The organism is Pseudomonas sp. GL_103, assembly GCF_057835175.1.
This window is the reverse complement of the sequence record NZ_CM174420.1, coordinates 2352211-2373044: the sequence shown is the minus strand read 5'-3', so window position 1 is coordinate 2373044 and position 20834 is coordinate 2352211. Positions and strand designations below refer to the sequence as shown.

21 protein-coding genes and 1 pseudogene are annotated in these 20834 nt (G+C 62.0%); 5 read left to right on the top strand and 17 right to left on the bottom strand.

Annotation, left to right across the window (positions count from 1 at the left end; genetic code table 11):
* Position 1 precedes the first annotated feature (1 nt).
* From AC3IP0_RS10865 to AC3IP0_RS10835, 7 genes and pseudogenes are all read right to left on the bottom strand, one after another.
* Positions 2–805 carry a hypothetical protein gene (locus tag AC3IP0_RS10865; RefSeq protein WP_489319224.1) on the bottom strand — a complete coding sequence of 268 codons (804 nt, stop codon included), beginning with the start codon at positions 803–805 and terminating at the stop codon, positions 2–4.
* A complete protein-coding gene (locus tag AC3IP0_RS10860) occupies positions 786–2492 on the bottom strand; it encodes a GspE/PulE family protein (protein ID WP_489319223.1) in 1707 nt (568 codons plus the stop codon). Before AC3IP0_RS10860 ends, AC3IP0_RS10865 begins: the two co-directional genes overlap by 20 nt.
* An 84-nt stretch (positions 2493–2576) precedes the next feature.
* On the bottom strand, positions 2577–3110 hold the full coding sequence (locus AC3IP0_RS10855) for a response regulator (RefSeq protein ID WP_223458496.1): 534 nt from the start codon (positions 3108–3110) through the stop codon (positions 2577–2579).
* A gap of 369 nt (positions 3111–3479) precedes the next feature.
* Positions 3480–5030 carry a cytochrome c/ABC transporter substrate-binding protein gene (locus AC3IP0_RS10850; RefSeq protein ID WP_489319222.1) on the bottom strand — a complete coding sequence of 517 codons (1551 nt, stop codon included), beginning with the start codon at positions 5028–5030 and terminating at the stop codon, positions 3480–3482.
* A pseudogene (locus AC3IP0_RS10845) lies at positions 5027–5359 on the bottom strand (thioredoxin domain-containing protein); the annotation flags it as partial. The gene AC3IP0_RS10850 and the pseudogene AC3IP0_RS10845, both read right to left, overlap by 4 nt.
* A complete protein-coding gene (locus AC3IP0_RS10840) occupies positions 5347–6003 on the bottom strand; it encodes an SCO family protein (protein WP_489319221.1) in 657 nt (218 codons plus the stop codon). The pseudogene AC3IP0_RS10845 and the gene AC3IP0_RS10840, both read right to left, overlap by 13 nt.
* 296 nt (positions 6004–6299) lie before the next feature.
* Complete coding sequence (locus AC3IP0_RS10835; protein ID WP_489319220.1) at positions 6300–6908, bottom strand: lytic transglycosylase domain-containing protein; 609 nt, start codon at positions 6906–6908, stop codon at positions 6300–6302.
* Positions 6909–7117: 209 nt separating this feature from the next.
* Between AC3IP0_RS10835 and gspG the strand changes: the two genes are divergently transcribed.
* The 3 genes from gspG to AC3IP0_RS10820 all read left to right on the top strand — a co-directional run bounded on the left by gspG (position 7118) and on the right by AC3IP0_RS10820 (position 9560).
* On the top strand, positions 7118–7552 hold the full coding sequence (gene gspG / locus AC3IP0_RS10830) for a type II secretion system major pseudopilin GspG (protein WP_057715501.1): 435 nt from the start codon (positions 7118–7120) through the stop codon (positions 7550–7552).
* Positions 7553–7566: 14 nt separating this feature from the next.
* Complete coding sequence (locus AC3IP0_RS10825) at positions 7567–8754, top strand: type II secretion system F family protein (protein ID WP_489327377.1); 1188 nt, start codon at positions 7567–7569, stop codon at positions 8752–8754.
* Positions 8755–8915: 161 nt separating this feature from the next.
* Positions 8916–9560, top strand: a complete 645-nt coding sequence (locus AC3IP0_RS10820) for a hypothetical protein (protein WP_489327375.1) — start codon at positions 8916–8918, stop codon at positions 9558–9560.
* 90 nt (positions 9561–9650) lie between these two features.
* Here AC3IP0_RS10820 and AC3IP0_RS10815 read toward each other — a convergent pair whose 3' ends face one another.
* Positions 9651–10547 (bottom strand): LysR family transcriptional regulator, encoded by an 897-nt coding sequence (locus AC3IP0_RS10815; protein WP_489319218.1) that lies wholly within the window; start codon positions 10545–10547, stop codon positions 9651–9653.
* Between the two features lie 145 nt (positions 10548–10692).
* Here AC3IP0_RS10815 and AC3IP0_RS10810 point away from each other — a divergent pair, with 145 nt between their 5' ends.
* Positions 10693–12120, top strand: a complete 1428-nt coding sequence (locus tag AC3IP0_RS10810; RefSeq protein ID WP_489327373.1) for a mechanosensitive ion channel domain-containing protein — start codon at positions 10693–10695, stop codon at positions 12118–12120.
* Positions 12121–12234: 114 nt separating this feature from the next.
* On the opposite strand, the gene ycaC is transcribed toward AC3IP0_RS10810, so the two are convergent.
* The 7 genes from ycaC to AC3IP0_RS10775 form a co-directional block, all read right to left on the bottom strand.
* Positions 12235–12861 (bottom strand): isochorismate family cysteine hydrolase YcaC, encoded by a 627-nt coding sequence (gene ycaC / locus AC3IP0_RS10805; RefSeq protein ID WP_489319216.1) that lies wholly within the window; start codon positions 12859–12861, stop codon positions 12235–12237.
* Between the two features lie 70 nt (positions 12862–12931).
* Positions 12932–14770: an amidohydrolase gene (locus AC3IP0_RS10800; protein WP_489327371.1), complete on the bottom strand. Its 1839-nt coding sequence runs from the start codon at positions 14768–14770 to the stop codon at positions 12932–12934.
* Complete coding sequence (locus AC3IP0_RS10795) at positions 14770–15378, bottom strand: antibiotic biosynthesis monooxygenase (RefSeq protein ID WP_489327369.1); 609 nt, start codon at positions 15376–15378, stop codon at positions 14770–14772. The genes AC3IP0_RS10800 and AC3IP0_RS10795 overlap by 1 nt, the downstream gene beginning before the upstream one ends.
* Positions 15371–15787, bottom strand: coding sequence for a DoxX family protein (locus tag AC3IP0_RS10790; RefSeq protein ID WP_150724276.1), 417 nt, complete (start codon positions 15785–15787; stop codon positions 15371–15373). Before AC3IP0_RS10790 ends, AC3IP0_RS10795 begins: the two co-directional genes overlap by 8 nt.
* A gap of 196 nt (positions 15788–15983) precedes the next feature.
* Entirely contained in the window at positions 15984–16250 is a 267-nt protein-coding gene (locus AC3IP0_RS10785; protein ID WP_489327368.1) for a DUF6124 family protein, read from the bottom strand.
* Between the two features lie 455 nt (positions 16251–16705).
* Positions 16706–17281, bottom strand: a complete 576-nt coding sequence (locus tag AC3IP0_RS10780; RefSeq protein ID WP_489327367.1) for a hypothetical protein — start codon at positions 17279–17281, stop codon at positions 16706–16708.
* Positions 17282–17664: 383 nt separating this feature from the next.
* Positions 17665–18582, bottom strand: coding sequence for a LysR family transcriptional regulator (locus AC3IP0_RS10775; protein ID WP_223515914.1), 918 nt, complete (start codon positions 18580–18582; stop codon positions 17665–17667).
* Between the two features lie 162 nt (positions 18583–18744).
* On the opposite strand from AC3IP0_RS10775, the gene AC3IP0_RS10770 reads away from it, so the two are divergent.
* Positions 18745–19200 carry a helix-turn-helix domain-containing protein gene (locus AC3IP0_RS10770; protein ID WP_489327366.1) on the top strand — a complete coding sequence of 152 codons (456 nt, stop codon included), beginning with the start codon at positions 18745–18747 and terminating at the stop codon, positions 19198–19200.
* 36 nt (positions 19201–19236) lie between these two features.
* Here AC3IP0_RS10770 and AC3IP0_RS10765 read toward each other — a convergent pair whose 3' ends face one another.
* Together AC3IP0_RS10765 and AC3IP0_RS10760 are read right to left on the bottom strand one after the other, a co-directional pair.
* Positions 19237–20061: an alpha/beta fold hydrolase gene (locus tag AC3IP0_RS10765; RefSeq protein ID WP_489327364.1), complete on the bottom strand. Its 825-nt coding sequence runs from the start codon at positions 20059–20061 to the stop codon at positions 19237–19239.
* 37 nt (positions 20062–20098) lie between these two features.
* Entirely contained in the window at positions 20099–20674 is a 576-nt protein-coding gene (locus AC3IP0_RS10760; protein WP_489327362.1) for a flavodoxin family protein, read from the bottom strand.
* Positions 20675–20834 lie beyond the last annotated feature (160 nt).

The window sequence follows — 20834 nt, the reverse complement described above, 5'->3', positions numbered from 1 at the left end:
GTCAGGCCACCGCCCGAGACATGAGGTACAGGCAATCGCGTACGGCTGTCCGGTCTTCTTCGAGGGTGCGCAGATGCACACCGGGCACGTCGGGAGGCGAATCGATGCGCGCCGGTGCATGCAGGTAGACATTCAACGGCCGTTCGCTGGTGGAAGCCTGCAACTGGTTTTCACGACCGATCAGCGCGGTCAGCGCGGCATCGCTGTCGCTGCTGCCCACCGAACGCACCGAAGTCCAGCGCCCTTCCCGGGCCAGTAGCAACACGCTGCGTACCGGTTCTGCGACCACGAACAGGAAGTCCCCGGCCTCAAAGCTTTTATCGAAATGGTTGAACGCCGTCATCAGGTACGGCTGCACCGAACGCAGGCGCAAACCGCGAGCACTGACCAGGGCGCGCAGGCGTTCGAGCAAGTCCTGTGGCAGCGCGGTGGCGACGCGGTCGTAACCGGCGGGTTCGGCCGAGAGTACCAGGCTCCAGGGCTGCGTCGGGGCACCGTAGAGGTCTTCGAAACACAGTTGGGCGTAGCCGAGCAATTCGGTCGGGCTGCTGATCTGCTCACTCCAGGGCACCAGGCAATAGCGGCTGAAGTGCCCGGAGATCACCACGGTCAGTTCCGCCCTGGCAACGCTGTGTTCGGCGAGCAAACGATCGAGGGTATCGAGGGCCACCGTCCAGGCCTGGAAGCCTTCGTCGATGTAGCCGACGCTGCCCAGCCAGTGGGTTGCAGCGCCTTGCCGTTGCCCCAGGCCAACACCGCTGGCGCCGAGCACGGCGACAAATTGCTCACGAGATAAAAGTGACACGGTTGATCTCCTCGAGAGTCGTCCGGCCTTGTTCCACCATTTCCAGCGCCGACTCGCGCAACAGGCGCAAGCCACGTTTGCAGGCGTGCGCCTTGATTTTCGAAATGGGCTGGCGCTCGACGATCATTTGCCGCAGTTCGTCGTCCAGGTGCAGCAGCTCGGCAATCGCGCTACGCCCGCGATAACCGGTGCCACGGCAATGCCCGCAGCCCTTGCCGTGGACGAACTGGTAGTGAGCGACCTTTTGCGGATCCAGCCCCGAGACTTCCAGCTCTTCTTGTGTCGGGCTGTAAGGGCTGCTGCAGCTGGTGCAAACCAGGCGGATCAAACGCTGGGCCAGCACGGCATTGAGTGCCGAGACCAGACTGTAGGGATCGATTTCCATCTGGGTGAAACGGCCGATCACGTCGAACACGTTGTTGGCGTGGATGGTGGTGAACACCAGGTGACCGGTGAGCGCCGATTGCACGGCGATCTGCGCGGTGTCCGGGTCACGGATTTCACCGACCATGATCTTGTCCGGGTCATGCCGCAGGATCGAGCGCAGGCCCCGGGCGAAGGTCAGGCCTTTCTTCTCGTTGACGGGGATTTGCAGCACGCCCGGCAGTTGATATTCCACCGGGTCTTCAATGGTGATGATCTTGTCCACGCCGTGGTTGATCTCGGTGATCATCGCGTACAGGGTGGTGGTCTTGCCGCTACCGGTCGGCCCGGTCACCAGCACCATGCCGTAGGGTTCGGCGGCCAGCCGGCGCAGCTGGCGCAGGGTTTCTTCTTCAAAGCCCAGGGCCTGCAGTTGCACGCCGCAGACCTTGTCCGCCAGATCCTGTTTGTCGAGTACCCGCAGCACCGCGTCTTCCCCGAAAATGCTCGGCATGATCGACACCCGGAAGTCGATCTGCCGGCCGCTGATGCCGATCTTGAAGCGGCCATCCTGGGGCACGCGTTTTTCGCCGATGTCCAGTTCGGCCATGACCTTGACCCGGGAAATCACTTGCTCGGCGAATTCGTTGCCCTGGATCTTGCTGATGTTGTTGAGCACACCGTCGATCCGGTACTTGATCACCAGGCCGCTGCCGGTGGTGCCGAGGTGGATGTCGCTGGCGTGCATTTTCAGCGCGTCGTACAGGGTCGAATTGACCAGCTTGACCACAACACTGGAATCTTCGCTGATGCTGGTCAGGGACAGGCTTTGCAGGTTATCAATTTCGGCGCCGGCGTCGCTCTGGGCGTTGAGCGACTCCACCGCATGGAAGCTTTCTTCGTGACGCGCCAGGTAGGCCTTCAGGTCATCGGCATGCACCAAGTACAGCGGCGCGCCCTGCAGGCATTCATCGATCCAGGCCAGGCGTGCACTGTCGAAGGGGTCGGCGAACACACCGATGACCGCATCGTTATGACGCAGCAGGATGAATTCACGCTTGAGGCATTGGGCCAGGGTCACCCGGTCGAACACCGGGATAGAATTGAACAGGCTGTCGGTGTCGAGCACCGGGTAGTGCAGGGTTACGCCGAGGCATTGAATGAAAGGCATGGGAGCCAGTTCGCACAGTCCCCCCAGGGCGTCCAGCATCCGCTCGCCGGAACTGGTGGCCAGGGCACGGGCCTGGGCCAGTTGTTCACTGGTAAAACGAGTCGGTGCACATTCCGGTTGCGCCGGTTCTACGGCAAGGGATAGACGGTCCATGGCTTGCTCTCCAACGCCCGGGGCTTTGGGCCCTGTCGGCGCGGCGAGTCATTTCGGCGGGGGCCGGAACGTCTTGTCGCGCCACTACTCCCCGGTGAGCAATTGTTCGTCGTCTGGCGCCATGGAGGCCGATGTACTTTTTCGGCGATCTGCAAGCACCCAGCTACCGTCGTACAACTGCAGGGGGAAACTCTCGGTCCTGCTCTGGCGTCGTTCGACAAAGCCTTCGCAAGTGCCCACCCCCGCTTTGGGTTCGCGTTGCCTGCCCAGAAGATCAAGCACGGCACGGGCCAATTCCGCCAATGGAAACGGTTTGAACAGGATATGGCTGACTCCCAGCTGCCGGGCCCGATCGCAAACCTCTGCGGTTGGATGCCCTGTGATCAGCACAAAATGACACTTCCTGCTGTGGCGGACGGCATCGAGCACCTGAAAGCCTTCCATATCGGGCAAGCGGTAATCGAACACCATCACATCGGGCGCGAAATCGTCAGCTTCAACGATTCCTTGCGCACCGTCGTGGGCAATCCGGACTTCCAGTGCTTGCGCCTGCAGGTAACCCTGGAGGTTCTCCGCCAGCAACTGTTCGTCATCAACAACCAGTACTTTGTTTAACAAGGTGGACTCCTTGAAACCGCAGGTCCGGGTTTTGAACCTGACGGAGTGCGCGCCCTGACAGGACTAACGCACACTTCATGCCAGGCTGGGCGCCGGTAATTTTAGGACTTCATGTCCTTGAATTTAAAAAACAATGCCTTTTCGTACCGCAATTCCATCCCCCAAAAACGGGGAAAGCGACCTGATTGGCACTGAGCTTTTCCCCCCACTGTTGGGGAAACCCCCTATTGATCGTCAATCCGTTCGATTCGATTCGATTGCGCGAGCGCCATGGCGCCGACGCCCTCATCCCGGTTAAGCGTAGCCCTGCGGTTTCGACAGTGGAAGCGTCTGCACCGGGTGGTATCGAGTTTCATGATCGGCCTCCGGTCAGGGCGTGGCAGCAATGGGTTTATAGGGAGCGACCAGATAGAAACGCTGGTCCGGCAGATCCACCGTGACGATATGGGCACCACTCAAGCCCAGGCGCCGGCCCGGACCAAAGCTCATCAGCGGCGTCAGCCCGGTATCGAAGTCACGCAGGCCTTCCAGGGCACTGACCAGCTTCTCGCGACTGGCATTGCGCCCGGCCTGCTTCATGCCTTCGCTGAGCAGCATCATCGAACTGAACGCGCCCACTTGCAGCACCGCGTGCTGGCCGCCGAGGCCCTGATGTTCGCGCAACTGGGTCAAGGCCAGACGCCCGGCCAGGGTCCAGTCGCTGGGCACGAACGGAAAGGCCAGGAACACCCGCCGGGAAAATCCGCTGGGCACCTGCGTCAGATTGCCCGCCACCTGGTTCGAGGCGGCGAACAGGTAAGGCACCTGCCCCGCCGTTTGCAAGCGCTCGGCCAGACGACTGAAGCCGCTGCTGCTGCCCAGGTAAAACACCGAGCGCGCCCCCAAGGGAAAATCATCCCCGACCGGGTCATAGGCTTGCAGGCTCACCTTTTGCCAGGCGCGCCCCTGCAAGTACCTGCCGAGTTCCTGCGCCGCCAGCCGTTGGCCGGGTTCGTCCGGGTAGGCGATCAGCGTCGGCCCCTGAAGCACCCGCAGGCTGGCCCTGGCGTAGTCGGCCAGGGCGATCAATTGCTCGCGAAGGCCCGGCAGCGGTTCGAATATCTGCGGGCTGGCGTGGGGCGTGCCCTGTAAGGACAGCGGCCCGATCAGGGGAATGCCGGCCTGTTCCAGGCGCACGGCGAAGTTCACGTCCAATGCCGGTGCCAGCGGTGCGATCAGGGCAAACACCTGTTCTTCATCGATCAACCGGTCCAGCGCCTTTTCGGCACTGGCGCGGTCGGCGCCGGGGTCGAGGATGGTCAGGCGCAACTGCCGGCCATGAATTCCGCCTGCCTCGTTGATACGCGCCACGCAGCCGTTGAGCACCGCCGCCACCGTGATGCCCTCCTCGCCCAAGGGTCCGGAACCCGGCAACAACGTGCCCAGGTGCAGACTGTCGGGGGCCAGTCCCGGAACGCGGTCTTCGGCCAGGTGTTTGAGGTACGCCGTGAGGTTGCGTTGATCAATCATCGACAACACGAACCGTGGCATCGTCGGATCGAGCCGATTGTTGCCCGGGTCGCGCCCCTCCTGCACCGCCCGCGCCAGGGTGATTTCGCTGTAGGCCGGATAACTGCGGCCGTTGATGTGCTGCTGGCCATGGCTGCTGGCCAGTCGCGACCAGCGCAGGTCCGGCGGTCGCACCTCGCCTTCCGCGCGCCCGAGGCCATCTTCGCCATGACAACTGGCGCACGGCAGCCGGGTGGCCGGCAGCAGCATGCCCGCTGCGCCGACCCGGACCATGATCGGTTCGCCGTTGGCCGACACGCCTTCGTGGTACAAGCGTTTTCCGGCACTTTCGCTGAGGCTCAGCGGCAGTGCCTGGGCGGTGAGCGCGATGCTGCCGAAGAGCAGCAGGCCAAGGACGAGGGCAGTATTCATGGCCGTGGCTCAGCGACCGGGGCAACGGGACGGATCTTGCTCCAGCGCCTGTTCGCCGCGTCACCGACGATCAACCGGGTGGAGTGTTGCGCGGGGGTCGGCACGATCTGGCCGATGCGACTCCATACAAGGTCCATTTGCACCTTGTCGTCGGTAAGAAAAAACCAGTGGGGCCCATCGATGCCCTGTTTCAAGGTGCAAGCCTTGAGTACCGCCGGGGTGTCCCGCAGCGGATCACTGGTAAGGGAGATAAAGGTGCTGCCGTTCTGGTCCTGCAAGGGTGTGTCGGGGAAGCAGGTTTTCCTGTCGATGGCGCTCATGGCTGATGCTCCATGGCGATGGCGGTGTGCTTGGCGTGGGCGTTGCGTTCACCTCTGAGCCTCTCGACGGCCCGGGCCAGCTCCGTCGGTTCGGTGAGACCGTAGTAGCGGGTCCAGTAACGGTTGTTGCCGTCCCCCACCAGAATCAGCGGCGAGTGGTTCTCGAAGCCACCGCTGTAGGCGCCCAGGCCCTTGAGGGTGGCATCGACTGACTGTGGTGAACCGGTCAGCCAGCTCCAGCCCGGTCCCTTCTGGAAGGTGCGGGCGTAGTCGTTCAGGCGTTGCGGATCATCACGCTGCGGGTCGATGCTGATCGACACCAGTTGCACCTCGGTGCCGACCCGCGCGCCCAACTGTTTTTGCACCCTGCCCATGATCGAGGACACCACCGGGCAGACCGTGGTGCAGTTGGTGTAGATGAAGCCCATGACCACGATCTTGTTGCTCACCAGGTCTTTTTCCAGGCTGACGACCTTGCCGTTCTGGTCCAGCAGGGTCACATCGGCAAACCTGATCCGGGCGGTCTCCGGGCTGGCGGTGCTGGCCGCCATGTCGTGCCCGGTGTGTTCGTCCGCCGAGTGAGCCAGCGCCTGGTCGATACCGAAGGCCAACAGGCAGAACGTCAGCAGGCCGCGATGCGCGAATCGGTCCATGTCAGTTTCCTCTTAGTGGGTATGACCCGAACACCCGGCACGACGCCGGACAAGGGTTGGCAAGAGGCTTTGCGCGTGGGATATGCCGATCATGGACTCGGGCCTCGCTGCGGGTTATCGGGGAACACTTCTCGATAAATCGTCCGGAGCAATCCGCATGCCAAAAAAAATACGTTATTAATCAGTTTGTTATAATCACGACTTGATCGGTCGGGGGATATTCCCCACCCAATCCCCCCACTTTTTCGCCGGGGCCACCATTCCCCACTATTGGGGAAAATTCCCCGGGGGTTCGATCACAGCGGCGCATCCGCGGGCAACCCCTGCAAACGCCGATACTGGTTCAGCACACTGGGCACATAACGCTGGGTCTCGGCGAACGGCGGGACCACGTTGCCCCGGCTGAGCACCGCTTGCGGGCCGGCGTTGTAGGCCGCCACGGCGAGGCGGATATCGTTGTCGAACATCGTCATCAGGCGCTTGAGATAGCGGGCGCCGCCCTGGATGTTGGCCTTGGGGTCGTAGGCGTTGGTCACACCCATTTCTCGGGCGGTGGCGGGCATCAGTTGCATCAGCCCGCGAGCGCCCTTGGGTGAGGTGGCGCGGGCGTTGTAGCTCGATTCGGTCTTGATCACTGCGTGCAGCAGCGCCGCCGGCAGTTCGTTGGCCGTGGCCGCCGCCGCCACCAGCTCGGCATAGGGTTGCGCGGCGATCATCTGCGGTTGCTGATCGAGGCTGACCACCGCCGCATCGGGCTCACGAATCACCCGTTCATAATGGCGTCCGGGACGGTGGACATTGGACAGGACGTAGTTGCCCTTAGCGTCCACGGAAACAAACACATCGGCCTGTGCGGCGCCGGCCAAGACAAGGAGACCCAGCAACCCGGTAGTGAGTGCTTTCATTGTTATACCTCCCCTTCCCGGCCCCGAAAATTGGGGGAATTGCCCCAATGGCCAGTCGTGCACCAGCCATACGCAAGCACTGTGCCGTAAGTGAGAAGGCCCGTAGCACGGGAGGTGCGCCAGGGTCAGCAATGGTGAGCATGGCAATTGCATGCAATTACATGGCAACTACATTTGGCAACTCTGCTGCCGACTGATATGAGGTCATCATGAATCAGCGACTGTGTTATGCCCGGCGAACCCAAAGCGGGTTCACCTTGCTCGAACTGTTGGTGGTGCTGGTGGTACTGGGGCTGTTGGCCGGCATCGTGGCGCCGAAGTATTTCGCCCAACTGGGCCGCTCCGAAGTGAAAGTGGCCAAGGCGCAGATAGAAGGCTTGAGCAAGGCCCTGGACCTTTACCGCCTGGAAGTTGGCCATTACCCATCCACCGAACAAGGCTTGCAGGCGCTGGTCACCGCCCCCGCCGACGAACCGCGCTGGACCGGCCCGTACCTGCAGAAAAAACTCCCGCAGGACCCCTGGGGCCGCAACTACGCCTATCGCTATCCCGGTGAAAACAGCGAGTACGACCTGTTGTCCATGGGCAAGGACGGGCAGCCCGGTGGCGAAGGCGAGAACGCCGAAGTCACCAACTGGAACTGACGGGAATGGCGACCATGCGCTTTCACCTCAAGGCCGTTGGCAAGTCCGGTGTGGTCTCGATGACCGTCGAGGCACCGGGGCACAGCGAAGCCAGGCGCATCGCCGAAGACCAGGGCCTGCGGGTGGTCAGCCTGCACGCCGAGCGCCATTGGCGCGCGTTGCGCCTGCACAGGCGCGAGACGTTCAACCTGGTGTTGTTCAGCCAGGAACTGACCACCCTGCTCAACGCCGGCCTGCCGTTGATCGATGCGCTGGAAAGCCTCGCGGAAAAGGAAAACGCGCCACAGGCCCGCAAGACCTTGAACGAGCTGGTGCGCCTGCTTTACGAGGGCAAATCGTTTTCCCAGGCCCTGAGCCAGCTGTCGGCGGTTTTCCCGCCGCTGTACGTGGCGCTGGTCCAGTCCAGCGAGAAGACCGGCGCCGTGGGCGATGCCCTGGGCCGCTATGTCAGCTATCGCCAGCGCATGGACGAGGTTCGCCAGAAGATCATCAGCGCTTCGATCTACCCCTTGCTGTTGCTGGTGGTGGGCGGTGGCGTGGTTTTGTTTTTGATGGGGTATGTCGTACCGCGCTTCAGCCTGGTGTTTGAGGGGCTGGGGTCGAACCTGCCATGGATGTCGCAGATCCTGATGAGCAGCGGCATGTTCCTGCACACCCACCAGGGTGAATTCTTCGGTGGCTTGCTGGCCATCATCGTCGCCCTCACCCTGCTCCAGCGCCAGCCGGCCTTTCGTCGGGGGCTGGACCGCCTGATCGAAAAACTCCCCGCGGTGCACCAGCGCATCTTCATGTATGAGCTGGCGCGCTTCTACCGTTCGCTGGGGATTCTGCTGCAAGGTGGCATCCCTCTGGTCACCGCCATGGGCATGGTCCGTGGCCTGCTCACCGTAGCTTCCCGCACGCGCCTGGACCAGGCCTGCGACCGGGTGCGCGAGGGGCAATCACTCTCTGCCGCGCTGGAACTCAATCACCTGGTGACCCCCGTGTCCCTGCGCCTGCTGCGCGCTGGGGAACAGTCCGGCAACCTCGGGCAGATGATGGAGCGCAGCGCCGACTTCTACGACGAAGAAATCAGCCGCTGGATCGAATGGTTCGTGCGGCTGTTCGAACCCTTGCTGATGACCTTCATCGGCCTGTTGATCGGGGTGATCGTGATCCTGATGTACATCCCGATTTTCGAGCTGGCCTCGAGCATTCACTGACCCTTTAGTACCGGCCTGGCTGAACGCTGCATTCTTTTTCAATGTTCCCGCCGAATAAATCGGTGCGTTGAACTGTTCATTGAGTTCCCACGGAAAAAAAAGAGCAGCACATTGCAAATGTTCATCAACGTTCCAATCTGAATTAAAAGACGGAGAACGACATGCTCATCAATAAGCTTTTACTGGCAGTAGCTATTGGCGCGGTTCTGTCGGCGTCTACCGTATTGATTCCGGACAGCCTGTCCGGAGTTTCCAGTGCTCAGGCCAAGGATGGGGGTAGTGGTGGTGGAGGCGGCAGTGGCGGTGGCGGTGGCGGCGGCAGTGGTGGTGGTGGTGGTGGCGGCAGTGGTGGCGGTGGCGGTGGCGGTGGCGGTGGCGGTGGCGGCAGTCACGGTGGAAGCGGCAGTGGTGGCGGCGGCGGCGGCAGTCACGGTGGAAGCGGCAGTGGTGGCAACAGCGGCAGCGGCCACAGTGGCGACCATGGCAGCAACAGCGGCCATGGCAGTGCCAACAGCGGTTCGAGTCACTCCGGAACGGCCTCGTCCTCAGGACGCAGCGGCACCCATGATGAGCCCGGGGATGACCATGGCGTTCATCGGTCCGGTGAAGTCGGCGACGATCATGGCGTTCATGCCAATGGCGAGCCTGGGGATGACCGTGGTGTCCATGCCAACGGAGAAATCGGCGATGACCGTGGCGTGCATGCCAATGGCGAGCCTGGGGATGACCGCGGTGTCCATGCCAATGGCGAGCCCGGCGATGACCGTGGTGTCCATGCCGAGCCCGGTGATGACAAAAGGAGCTGATCCCCACTGATTCCCATGTGACACAAAACCCTGTGGGAGCGAGCTTGCTCGCTCCCACAGTGACCGATGTGAGTCAGGCAATCCGCCGCTCTACAACCCACCCTCAGACTGATCCAGTTCCTCGCGCAAGAACTCGACCAGCGCCTGCACCGGCCGCGAACTCTGCCGGTGTTGCGGATAGACCGCCGACAACGTCAGCGGCTCCGGCCGCAAATCCTCCAGCACCTCCACCAGCCGTCCATCCTTCAACGCCGAGCCGACAATGAACGTTGGCAAATACGTAATCCCCAGCCCGGCGATCGCCGCGTCCTTGAGCAATTCACCGTTGTTGACCCGCATCCGCCCGCTGACATTGACGCTCAATAGCTTGCCCTGCCCCGCAAACCGCCATTGCACCTGTCGACCATGGCCGTATGGCAGGCAGTCGTGACCGTGCAAGTCCTCTGGCTTGAGCGGTGTGCCGCGCTCGGTCAGGTACGCCGGGCTTGCGCAGTACACCCGTTCAATGGAGGCAATGCGTCGGGCGATCAGTGTCGAGTCTTCCAGTGTGCCGATGCGCAGCGCCAGGTCGTAGCCCTCACCGAGCAAATCCACGGGTCGATCGCTCAAATCCATCTCCACCGTCACGTCGCGATAGCGCTGCAAAAACACCGGCAACAGGCAGCCCAGATGCGCCAGTGCGAACGACAGCGGCGCACTCACCCGAATGGTCCCCCGTGGCTCGGTGGTCTGGCCGGCGATGCCCTGCTCCACTTGTTCGACTTCGCTGAGCAGGCGCAAGGCTGACTCGTAATAGCTCTGCCCCAGCGGCGTGACATCCAGTCGCCGGGTCGAGCGATTGAGCAAGCGCACGCCAAGGCGCTCTTCGAGTTGCATCAAGTGGCGGCTGACAAACTGCTTGGACAGCCCCAGTTGATCGGCGGCCGCCGTGAAGCTGCCGGAGTCCATGACCTGGCAAAAAATACGCATATCTTCGAAGGGGTTCATTGTCACATCCCGGTTGACAGTCAAACACTTTATAGCCGCTTTTTCCCTTCCGGGCACACCATTAATCTTCGTTCACCGCACTGAAATCACCTTCCCCGAAGGATCTGCGATCTGTTTGCTGCAAGCATTTAAATGGAGTTTCCCCATGTCCTTGCTCCTTGAGCATTTGCTTTCCCTGAGCACCCTGCTGCTGGCCATCGACGCCCTGCTCTGGCACCTCGCGCCATTCAAGCATCGCGTCAGCCGGGTTGGTGTGCGCCTGGCGCTGTTTATGCTGTTCAGCGCGGTGCTCATCAACGCCGGCGTCAGCCCGTTGCAGGCGCCCTTGTTTGCCGATGATCGCGTGGCGCAGCTGGGGGCCACGGCACTGGGGATTCTGTGGTGGCTGTACGCTGCGCGGGTGCTCACCGAAGTGATCGGCCTGGCCCTGATGCGGCGCATCGGTCACAGCGGCCGGCTGCTGCAGGATGTCATCGGCGCACTGGTGTTCCTGATTGCCGTGGTGGCCGCCGCCGGCTACGTGCTGGAACTGCCGGTGAAAGGTTTACTGGCGACCTCCGGCGTCGTCGCCATCGTGGTGGGCCTGGCATTGCAGAGCACCTTGAGCGACGTGTTCTCCGGCATCGTGCTCAACACCACCAAGCCGTACCAGGTCGATGACCGGGTTTCCATCGACGGTATTGAAGGCAAGGTGCTGGACATCGACTGGCGTGCCACCCACCTGCTGACCAGCGCCGGCAGCACGGCGGTGGTGCCGAACTCGGTGGCGGCCAAGGCGAAGATCGTCAACCTCAGCCGCCCGTTCAATATGCACGGCGTGTCGATCAGCATTCAGGTGCCCAACCACATCCGCCCGCGTCGGGTACTCGACGCCCTGGATCGTACCCTTCAGGGCAGCAGCAGTCTGCTGCTCGATCCGGCGCCGAAAGCCGTGCTCAAGGAAGCCGGTGAAACCATGTCCGAATACGTGGCCAGCGGCTTTATCGCGGAACTCGGCAAAAAGGGCGAAGTGCGCAATCAACTGTTCGACCTGGCTCATCGGCACCTCGAAGCGGCAGGCATTTCCCGGCAACCCGATGGCGTGATCGAGCCGTCGACCCGCGCACGGGCCTTGCTCGATGAAGTGAAAATCTTCCGCTCCCTGAACGCCGAGGAACGGGATCGCCTGGCCCAGAACATGGTGGCGCAGCAATACGCGGCCGGTGAGGTGGTGCTGGATCTGGATGAAGTGCCGGACAGCCTGTTCGTCATCGCCACCGGCGTGGTCAGCGCCACCGTCCCCGACGGCAACACGCAGATCGAAGCCGGGCGCATGGGGCCGAGCGAAGTCATGGGCGAACAGAGCATCCTCGCCGACACGCCGTCCCAGGCACGGTTCACTGCCATGACCTCAAGCATCATTTACCGCCTCGACAAATCCCTGACCCGCAGTTGCATGGAGCAACGACGGGGAGTCGACCGGGCGTTGAACAAGCTGCAAGCGGTGCGCCAGCAGAACAGCCGGATGGCGTTGATGGCCAAGCCGGTGGCGGTCAGGAAAGGTGGGTTTTTGAGTTGGTTGCAGAGTCGCTGAAAGAAAAAGATCGCAGCCTTCGGCAGCTCCTACAGGGAAACACATTCCGAAGTAGGAGCTGCCGAAGGCTGCGATCTTTTAAAGGCTGCGGGCCAAAGCCAGCAGCCACAACCATTACTGCGCAGTAAATTTCATGTAGCTGTTGATCAGGTTGCGATAGTTCGGCAGGCGCTCGGACAGCAGGTTGGCCAGGCCTTCCATGTCGTTGCGCCAGTCGCCTTGCAGCTCGCAGGCCACGGAGAACCAGTTCAGCAGGTGCGCACCAGCGGCCGACATGCGTGCCCAGGCCGCTTGTTGCACGGTGGTGTTGAAGGTGCCGGAAGCGTCGGTCACCACAAACACCTCAAAGCCTTCGGCAATGGCCGACAAGGTCGGGAACGCCACGCACACGTCGGTCACCACTCCAGCGATGATCAGTTGCTTGCGACCGGTGGCCTTGATCGCCTTGACGAAGTCTTCGTTGTCCCAGGCGTTGATCTGGCCCGGGCGTGCAATGAACGGCGCGTCCGGGAACTGCGCCTTGAGCTCCGGCACGATCGGGCCGTTCGGACCGCTGTCGAAACTGGTGGTGAGGATGGTCGGCAGCTTGAAGAACTTGGCGATGTCGCCCAGCGCCAGCACGTTGTTCTTGAACTCGTTGGGCGAGAAATCCTGTACCAGCGAGATCAGACCGGTCTGGTGGTCGACCAGCAAGACCACGGCATCGTCTTTGTTCAGGCGTTTGTACGGAACGTTGCTCATTGGAAACTCCTTGATGGATGGTTGTCGCAGTCAACGCCGACCTGTTGGGCCGGCGCTTTTTATAAATGGGTCAGAAGGCAAAACACGAACAGCCAAAGGCGCCCCAGAAACCGGCGAAATCGCTGACCGGCGCATTCGACAGGCGCGCCCGTTCATGACTGTGCGAATGCACCGCGCACGGGCCGCTGCAATGGTGAACCTGGGCCTGCATCGGCGACGTCGGGCGCCAGTGGCCCGGCACCTTCACCACCGGCGACCAGTCCGGCAGCACCGGCACGCTGGCCGGCCCGAGCTTCTCGAAGTCACCGGCGCCGTACACCACTTTGCCGCCGACCACGGTCAACACCGACTCGATCCACTTGATCGCCTCTTCATCGACGCTGAAAAAGTCCGCACTGAGGGCGGCGACGTCGGCCAGTTGCCCGACTTTGATCTGGCCCTTCTTGCCTTGCTCCGACGAGAACCAGGCGCTGCCGTGGGTGAACAGTTCCAGCGCCGTCAGGCGTGAAAGACCTTCGGCGTGCAACTCCATACCGCCGACGGTGCGGCCACTGACCATCCAGTACAGCGAGGTCCACGGGTTGTAGCTCGACACCCGCGTCGCGTCGGTACCGGCGCCCACCGGCACACCTTCGGCCAGCATGCGTTTGATCGGTGGCGTGGCTTCGGCCGCTTTGGCGCCGTAACGCTCGACGAAGTATTCACCCTGGAACGCCATGCGATCCTGAATCGCAATGCCGCCCCCCAGCGCCCTTACCCGCTCGATGTTCTGCGGGGTGATGGTTTCGGCGTGGTCGAAAAACCATGGCAAGCCGTTGAACGGAATATCGCGGTTGACCTTCTCGAACACGTCGAGCATGCGGCTGATGGATTCGTTGTAGGTGGCGTGCAAACGGAACGGCCAGCGTTGTTCGACGAGGTGGCGCACCACCGGCTCCAGCTCGGCTTCCATGGTTTGCGGCAGGTCCGGGCGCGGTTCGAGGAAGTCTTCGAAATCCGCCGCCGAGAACACCAGCATTTCCCCGGCGCCGTTGTGCCGCAGGAAATCGTCGCCCTGGTGCAGCTTCACGCTGCCGGTCCAGTTCTTGAAGTCGGTCAATTCTTCCTTGGGCTTCTGGGTGAACAGGTTGTAGGCGATGCGCACGGTCAGTTGCTCGTCCTTAGCCAACTGTTCGATCACCTGGTAATCGTCCGGGTAATTCTGGAAACCGCCGCCGGCATCGATGGCACTGGTCAGACCCAGGCGATTGAGTTCGCGCATGAACTGACGGGTCGAGTTGACCTGATACTCCAGCGGCAGCTTCGGCCCCTTGGCCAGGGTCGAGTACAGAATCATCGCGTTGGGCCGCGCCACCAGCATGCCGGTCGGCTCGCCGTTTGCGTCTCGCACGATCTCGCCACCCGGCGGGTTCGGCGTGTCGCGGGTGTAACCGGCGACACGCAACGCAGCACGGTTGAGCAAGGCGCGGTCGTACAGGTGCAGCACGAACACCGGCGTGTCCGGTGCCGCCTGGTTGAGCTCCGCCAGGGTCGGCATGCGCTTTTCGGCGAACTGGAATTCGTTCCAGCCACCGACCACCCGCACCCACTGCGGCGTCGGCGTGCGGTCGGCCTGCTCCTTGAGCATGCGCAAGGCATCGGCCAGTGACGGCACACCTTCCCAACGCAGTTCCAGGTTGTAGTTCAGGCCGCCACGGATCAGGTGCAAGTGCGAGTCGTTGAGCCCGGGGATCACGCAGCGGCCCTTGAGGTCGATCACCTGGGTGTTCGAGCCACGCAGGGCCATGGCTTGGGCATCGCTGCCGACCGCGACAAAACGCCCGTCGCTGATCGCCACGGCGCTGGCGAGCGGTTTCTCACGGTCAACGGTATGGAATTGACCATTGAACAGAATCAGATCGGCGTTCATCACGGTTCCTCGTGCAATGTTGAGGGAGACAGCCAGGGCGCGAACAGGCGCGTCGCCATGGGCATGAAGATGTAAACCACCGACAGCACGATGGTCAGGGTGATCAGGAACGTGGCCACCACGTAATTGGAAAGAAATGCGTTTAGCCGTAGCAGTGGCCCCCAGAGCAGCGGCACCAGCAAGGTGTGCGGCAGGATCACCAGCAGCGTCACCACGGCCTGCTTCCAGCGCGGCGGTGGCGTACCGGCCTCGGCCTGGGGCGAGAACCAGAACTCGTTGACCGGATTGACCTCGGTCTGGTCGCCATCGGCCAGCATCGGCGCGGCTTCGTTGACCAGTTCCTGGCGTTGCGGCGAATCGAGCCAGCGCTGCATCGCCTCGGTCGAGCAAAAGCGCAGCACACTGGTGTAGGTGTCGAGGCCGGCGTGCTTGCCGCGCACCACGTCCACGCCCAGGTGCCCGACGTTCTGCGCGGCCACCTTGACGATGTTGCGCAGCCAGGCTTCGTAAGGCACTTCAAAACCGGCCTTGACCCGGTGCTTGACGATCAGGGTCACCACCTCATCAGGCCCGGGACTGGCCGGCTCACGGTGATTGGATTCAGACATAACGCAAGGCTCCGGCGAAACGGACATTGAGCGCCAGCCGTCCCGGCCCGGCGATGAAAATGCTGGTGAACACGATCAGCAACAGCCAGCCGAACTGGCCTTCGAAGAGGGTCCACTGCGGATGCACGACCAACATCGACACCCACAGCAAAAACAGAATAGGCAAACACGCCAGACGCGCCAGCAACCCGGCGACGATCAGCAGCGGGCACACCACCTCGGCAAAAATCGCCAGCAGCAGCGTCAGGTTCGCGCCCAGGTGGAAAGGGTCTTCGATGTTTTGCAGCTCGGCACTGTAGTGCAGCAGCTTGGGCAAACCGTGCACCCACAACAGCAACAACCCGCCGCTGACCCGCAGGAACAGCAGCCCCCAGTCTTGCGCCCGATCATCGCGTCGCGAAGCGTCCATGGCCTACCCGCACAAATGAAAAACCACCGGCGTCGATGCGCCGGGACTGGATTCGATAGTGCCGGGACGGGTGGAGGAAAAATTGAATGTACGTGCTCTGTTTGCGGTGTGGACTGAGAACTGCCCATCGACACAGATCCCTGTGGGAGCGAACTTGCTCGCTCCCACAGGTTTATTTGTTGTTGCTTCTACCGGGTTATTCCTGCGGGTCGAGATTATCCAGCGCCCGGTTCACCGCCAGCTCGCCCAGCATGATGATCTGCGCAATCCCCAGCAGCGCGTTGCGATGAGGGCTTTGCAGAAACCCCGCAAGGTCACTGGCCATGATGCTGGCCGAGGCCAGGGATTCGCAGGCGTGGGCCAAAAGCGTTTCGGTGTTGATGTCGGGGGCGATGACAAACATCGTGCTGGGGTTGCGCGGTAGATCCGGATCTTTTGGGGGATTGGGGGTGGGTTTGCACATGGCCAAGCTCCTTGATCAATGGAGCCGCCACAGGTCGCTGCTAAACGAATTGGGTGGCGGCTGTACGCGGGTTAGCAGACCAGGGATCAAGGAACCCGGCGCACCGAAGTGCCCCACGCACAGCCACCAAATTGCAGACCGAAATGATCTTGAGGTGACACTGGCGAGCCTTGAAATTTACCGAGCTGCTAAACCCGATCGCTGAATGGGCAGCGACGCGCAGAACGTTAGAGATAAGGGCCAAGACGCACAAGCCGGCGGATTCTGGCGTAGTTGTAGGCAACGACGCAAGGCGGTGTGGCTTTCAGGAAACAAGGCTGACGGCTTTTAAACAGGGTTGTCGGAACGCGGCACATTCCCTGTGGGAGCGAGCTTGCTCGCGATGGCGGCATTACATCCGGCATTGGTGTTGACTGATCCACCGCTATCGCGAGCAGGCTCACTCCTACAGTGGATCAGCGTATGTCTGCGAGAGATTGGTCGGCTGGCAGGCCGCCTTCGCGAGCAAGCTCGCTCCCACAGGTGCTGAGTACATCTGCAAGTAATTGGTTGGCTGTCAGGCCGCCTTCGCGGGCAAGCTCGCTCCCACAGGTGCTGAGTACATCTGCAAGTAATTGGTTGGCTGGCAGGCCGCTATCGCGAGCAAGCTCGCTCCCACAGGTGCTGAGTACATCTGCAAGTAATTGGTTGGCTGGCAGGCCGCCTTCGCGAGCAAGCTCGCTCCCACAGGTGCTGAGTACATCTGCAAGTAATTGGTTGGCTGGCAGGCCGCCTTCGCGATAAAGCCCGCTCCCACAGGTGCTGAGTACATCTGCAAGTAATTGGTTGGCTGGCAGGCCGCCTTCGCGAGCAAGCCCGCTCCCACAGGTGCTGAGTACATCTGCAAGTAATTGGTCGGCTGGCAGGCCGCTTTCGCGAGCAAGCTCGCTCCCACAGGTGCTGAGTACATCTGCAAGTAATTGGTCGGCTGTCAGGCCGCCTTCGCGAGCAAGCTCGCTCCTACAGAAGAGCAAAAGCAGATCGGCGTACACCCACGCTTCTCACCACTCATCAGGCCGAGCGTTAGCTCGCCTGCAGCTTTTGATCTTGATCCACCCGCCCCCTCGGGAGGCTGAACGGAGGTGTTCATCCGGGGATTGGCGCGCAGCGCCGTTCGACGCAGTCGAACCCATTGCATGTAGGTCGAAGCGAAGCCGACCGGAGGGCAATGCCCCCGGATGAATACCGCAGCGAAGGAACGCCGAGCCTAAGCGAGGGGCCGTACGTAAGGGGCGAGACCTTTGGTTCCTTTGGGGCGTTTGCCAAAGGGACTCGCCGTAAGGGCGAAACCGCCAGCCGCCGTTACCGCAGCAACGGATATGTACTCAATCAAAAAAAGCAGCCTGGTCGGCCCAAAGGCCGCCAAGGTCACCCCCTAAGAAACATCCAAAGCCAAAGACATGAACTGACCGATCCGCGACCGCAACCACCGCTCCGCCGGATCATTGTCATGCACCCCGCTCCAGGCCATCGACAACTGCGCCGCCTCAATCTCGAACGGCGGATCCTCAGCGCGCAACCCGCAGCCCTCGACCAACGCACACGCCGCATAATCCGGCACGGTGGCAATCATCTCGGTACCGGCGAGCAACGCCCGCAACCCACTGAACTGCGGCACCCCCAGCACCACCCGACGACTACGCCCGACCTTCGCCAGGTCCAGGTCGATATTGCCGCTCAAATCCCCCGAGAACGACACCATCGCATGGGGCCGCTCGCAGTACTCATCCAGGGTCAGCGTCCCCGGCCGAGTGTCGCCGCGCAGCACTTTGCAGGGAATATCGCGCAGCTTCTTGCGCTTGGCATTGGCCGGCAGATCCGTGGTGTAACTCACGCCCACCGAGATTTCCCCCGACGCCAGCAGCGTCGGCATCAACAGGTAATTGGCCCGCCGCACGACCACGACAATGCCCGGTGCTTCCTCTTGCAACTGACGCAGCAACGGTGGAAACAAACCGAACTCGGCATCGTCCGACAGCCCGATACGGAACACATCGCAACTGGTCGCCGGATCGAATTCCTTGGCCCGGCTCACAGCCCCGGAAATGGTATCCATCGCCGGTTGCAACTCCTTGAGAATCGCCAACGCGCGCGCCGTAGGCTCCATGCCGCGACCGTTGCGCAGCAGCAACGGATCGTCGAACAGATCGCGCAAACGCCCCAGCGCGGCGCTCACCGCCGGTTGGCCCATGAACAGTTTTTCCGCGACGCGGGTCAGGTTCTTTTCGAACATCAGGGCTTCGAAAATCACCAGCAGGTTCATGTCGACGCGACGCAGATCGTTACGGTTCATTGGCACGGGTTCCTTGTGTGTGTGTTCGGCCAGGCGCGAGGATGAGGATTGTGTCTGACTTTACCCAAGACTTCCCGCGATGAACGAGGAATTAACAACGATTAACTCGCAAGCCAGAGCCTTCGGGTCCAAGAATGAAGCCTACCGACACGGACATTCGCCATGGCTCACGTTCAGCAAAATGCCGCCCCCGCGTCATTCACGCCGGTGCCAAAGAAAAACACCGGCGGTCTCAGCCCACAGCGCGAAGAACGGGTTAAACAACTGATCCTCGAACGCCTGGGCGACAGCCTGGAAGTCACCGAACTGGCACAGGCTTGCGCCCTCTCGCGCAGTCACTTCTCCCGCGCGTTCAAGTGCAGCACTGGCCTCTCGCCACAGGACTGGATTCGCCAGCAGCGCATTGCCCTGGCCAAGCAATTGATCCAGTACACCGGCCTGAGCCTCACGCAGATCAGCCTCGAATGCGGCTTCTGCGATCAGGCGCACTTCTGCCACATCTTCACCCGCAGCGAAGGCATCAACCCGTTTGCCTGGCGCTGTCAGGTGGTGCATGGCCTTAAAAGCAAAAGATCGCAGCCTTCGGCAGCTCCTACGGGCATGCACGCTAACGTGTAGGCGCTGGCGAAGCCTGCGATCTTTTGATCCGGCTTTTTAACCTTTCAAGAACGCCAACAGGTCAGCGTTGAGCTGGTCCTTGTGGGTGTCGGTCAAACCGTGAGGGGCGCCCGGGTAAATCTTCAGGGTCGAGCCCTTCACCAATTTGGCGGAAGAAACGCCCGCCGCTTCGTACGGCACGACCTGATCCGCATCGCCATGCACCACCAGGGTCGGCACGTCGAACTTCTTCAAGTCTTCGGTGAAGTCGGTTTCCGAGAATGCCTTGATGCAGTCATAGGCGTTCTTGTGGCCAGCCATCATGCCCTGCATCCAGAACCAGTCGATCATGCCCTGGGACGGTTTCGCGTCCGGTTTGTTGAAGCCGAAGAACGGGCCGCTGGCGAGGTCGATGTACAGCTGCGAACGGTCGACCAACGAGGCCTGGCGGATGCCGTCGAAGACTTCCAGCGGCAGGCCGCCGGGGTTGGCTTCGGTGTTGAGCATCTGCGGTGGCACCGCGGAAATCAGCCCGGCCTTGGCCACCCGGCCGGTGCCGTGGCGACCGATGTAACGCGCCACCTCGCCACCGCCGGTGGAGAAGCCGAACAGCACGGCGTTTTGCAGATCGAGCAGCTCGATCAACTGCGCCAGGTCGTCGGCGTAATGGTCCATGTCATTGCCCGACCACGGCTGGCTGGAGCGCCCATGACCGCGACGGTCGTGGGCGATGACCCGGTAGCCCTTGGAGGCCAGGAAGATCATCTGCGATTCCCAGCTGTCGGCGTTCAGCGGCCAGCCGTGACTGAAGACAACCGGCTGACCGGTGCCCCAGTCCTTGTAGTAGATCTCGACGCCGTCGCGGGTAGTGAAGGTGCTCATGGGTGATGCCTCCTTAACGAGGGTTGGGGGGGGTGAATCAAACCGGTAACGGGTTCATGCGATCGGCCAGGCGCGCCACCCGCTCGCCCAGGTGCGCGGCGGTGCAGCGATCCTCGGGCGGTGGGGCATCGTCGGGGGATTGCTCGACATTCGACTGGGCCATGGCGCCCAGTGAGCTGCCCAGGCGATTGAGTTGGCCGTTGAACGCGCCGGTGCTGGAGCGTGCCGGCAACAGGTCGAGGCCAACCCAGATCATCGAGTGCTGGGCGGCGAACACCGCCATCTGCAGCAAGGTGTTGAGCTTGTCGCCGCACAGGCTGCCGGAATTGGTGAAGCCCGCCGCGAGTTTGTCGCGCCAGGGCTGGGTCAGGTAGAACGCCGCCGTGGCCTCCATGAACGCCTTGAAGGCCGCCGAGGCGCTGCCCATGTAGGTCGGCGCGCCGAAGATGATGGCGTCGGCGTTGTGCAGCCGCGCCCAGTGCTCGTCCACTTCCTCGACCGGGATCAACTGGCAGGTGCTGCCCAGGTGCCGTTCCACGCCCGCGACCACGGCTTCGGCCATGACCCGGGTGTGCCCGTAGCCACTGTGATAGACCACCACCACGTTGCTCATTGCTCTTTCCTTGCGATTGGTGAACCCCTTGCATGAGAGTTTTGGCGCAGAGCGGACGCAGGACGAGTTAAACGTTGTTAATTTTCCTTGGCGCGCAAAAAGCCCCGGCAAGTCCTGCCCATCTGTCGCACCCAATGTTTTCGGGACCGACAGCCGCTGG

Coding starts and splice junctions, on each gene's coding strand:
- AC3IP0_RS10775 (WP_223515914.1), bottom strand. CDS start 18,582: ATGAACCGTAACGATCTGCGTCGCGTCGACATGAACCTGCTGGTGATT.
- AC3IP0_RS10760 (WP_489327362.1), bottom strand. CDS start 20,674: ATGAGCAACGTGGTGGTGGTCTATCACAGTGGCTACGGGCACACCCGG.
- AC3IP0_RS10795 (WP_489327369.1), bottom strand. CDS start 15,378: ATGTCTGAATCCAATCACCGTGAGCCGGCCAGTCCCGGGCCTGATGAG.
- AC3IP0_RS10840 (WP_489319221.1), bottom strand. CDS start 6,003: ATGGACCGATTCGCGCATCGCGGCCTGCTGACGTTCTGCCTGTTGGCC.
- AC3IP0_RS10820 (WP_489327375.1), top strand. CDS start 8,916: ATGCTCATCAATAAGCTTTTACTGGCAGTAGCTATTGGCGCGGTTCTG.
- AC3IP0_RS10860 (WP_489319223.1), bottom strand. CDS start 2,492: ATGGACCGTCTATCCCTTGCCGTAGAACCGGCGCAACCGGAATGTGCA.
- AC3IP0_RS10785 (WP_489327368.1), bottom strand. CDS start 16,250: ATGTGCAAACCCACCCCCAATCCCCCAAAAGATCCGGATCTACCGCGC.
- AC3IP0_RS10825 (WP_489327377.1), top strand. CDS start 7,567: ATGCGCTTTCACCTCAAGGCCGTTGGCAAGTCCGGTGTGGTCTCGATG.
- AC3IP0_RS10835 (WP_489319220.1), bottom strand. CDS start 6,908: ATGAAAGCACTCACTACCGGGTTGCTGGGTCTCCTTGTCTTGGCCGGC.
- ycaC (WP_489319216.1), bottom strand. CDS start 12,861: ATGAGCAACGTTCCGTACAAACGCCTGAACAAAGACGATGCCGTGGTC.
- AC3IP0_RS10770 (WP_489327366.1), top strand. CDS start 18,745: ATGGCTCACGTTCAGCAAAATGCCGCCCCCGCGTCATTCACGCCGGTG.
- AC3IP0_RS10790 (WP_150724276.1), bottom strand. CDS start 15,787: ATGGACGCTTCGCGACGCGATGATCGGGCGCAAGACTGGGGGCTGCTG.
- AC3IP0_RS10765 (WP_489327364.1), bottom strand. CDS start 20,061: ATGAGCACCTTCACTACCCGCGACGGCGTCGAGATCTACTACAAGGAC.
- AC3IP0_RS10800 (WP_489327371.1), bottom strand. CDS start 14,770: ATGAACGCCGATCTGATTCTGTTCAATGGTCAATTCCATACCGTTGAC.
- gspG (WP_057715501.1), top strand. CDS start 7,118: ATGAATCAGCGACTGTGTTATGCCCGGCGAACCCAAAGCGGGTTCACC.
- AC3IP0_RS10850 (WP_489319222.1), bottom strand. CDS start 5,030: ATGAATACTGCCCTCGTCCTTGGCCTGCTGCTCTTCGGCAGCATCGCG.
- AC3IP0_RS10815 (WP_489319218.1), bottom strand. CDS start 10,547: ATGAACCCCTTCGAAGATATGCGTATTTTTTGCCAGGTCATGGACTCC.
- AC3IP0_RS10810 (WP_489327373.1), top strand. CDS start 10,693: ATGTCCTTGCTCCTTGAGCATTTGCTTTCCCTGAGCACCCTGCTGCTG.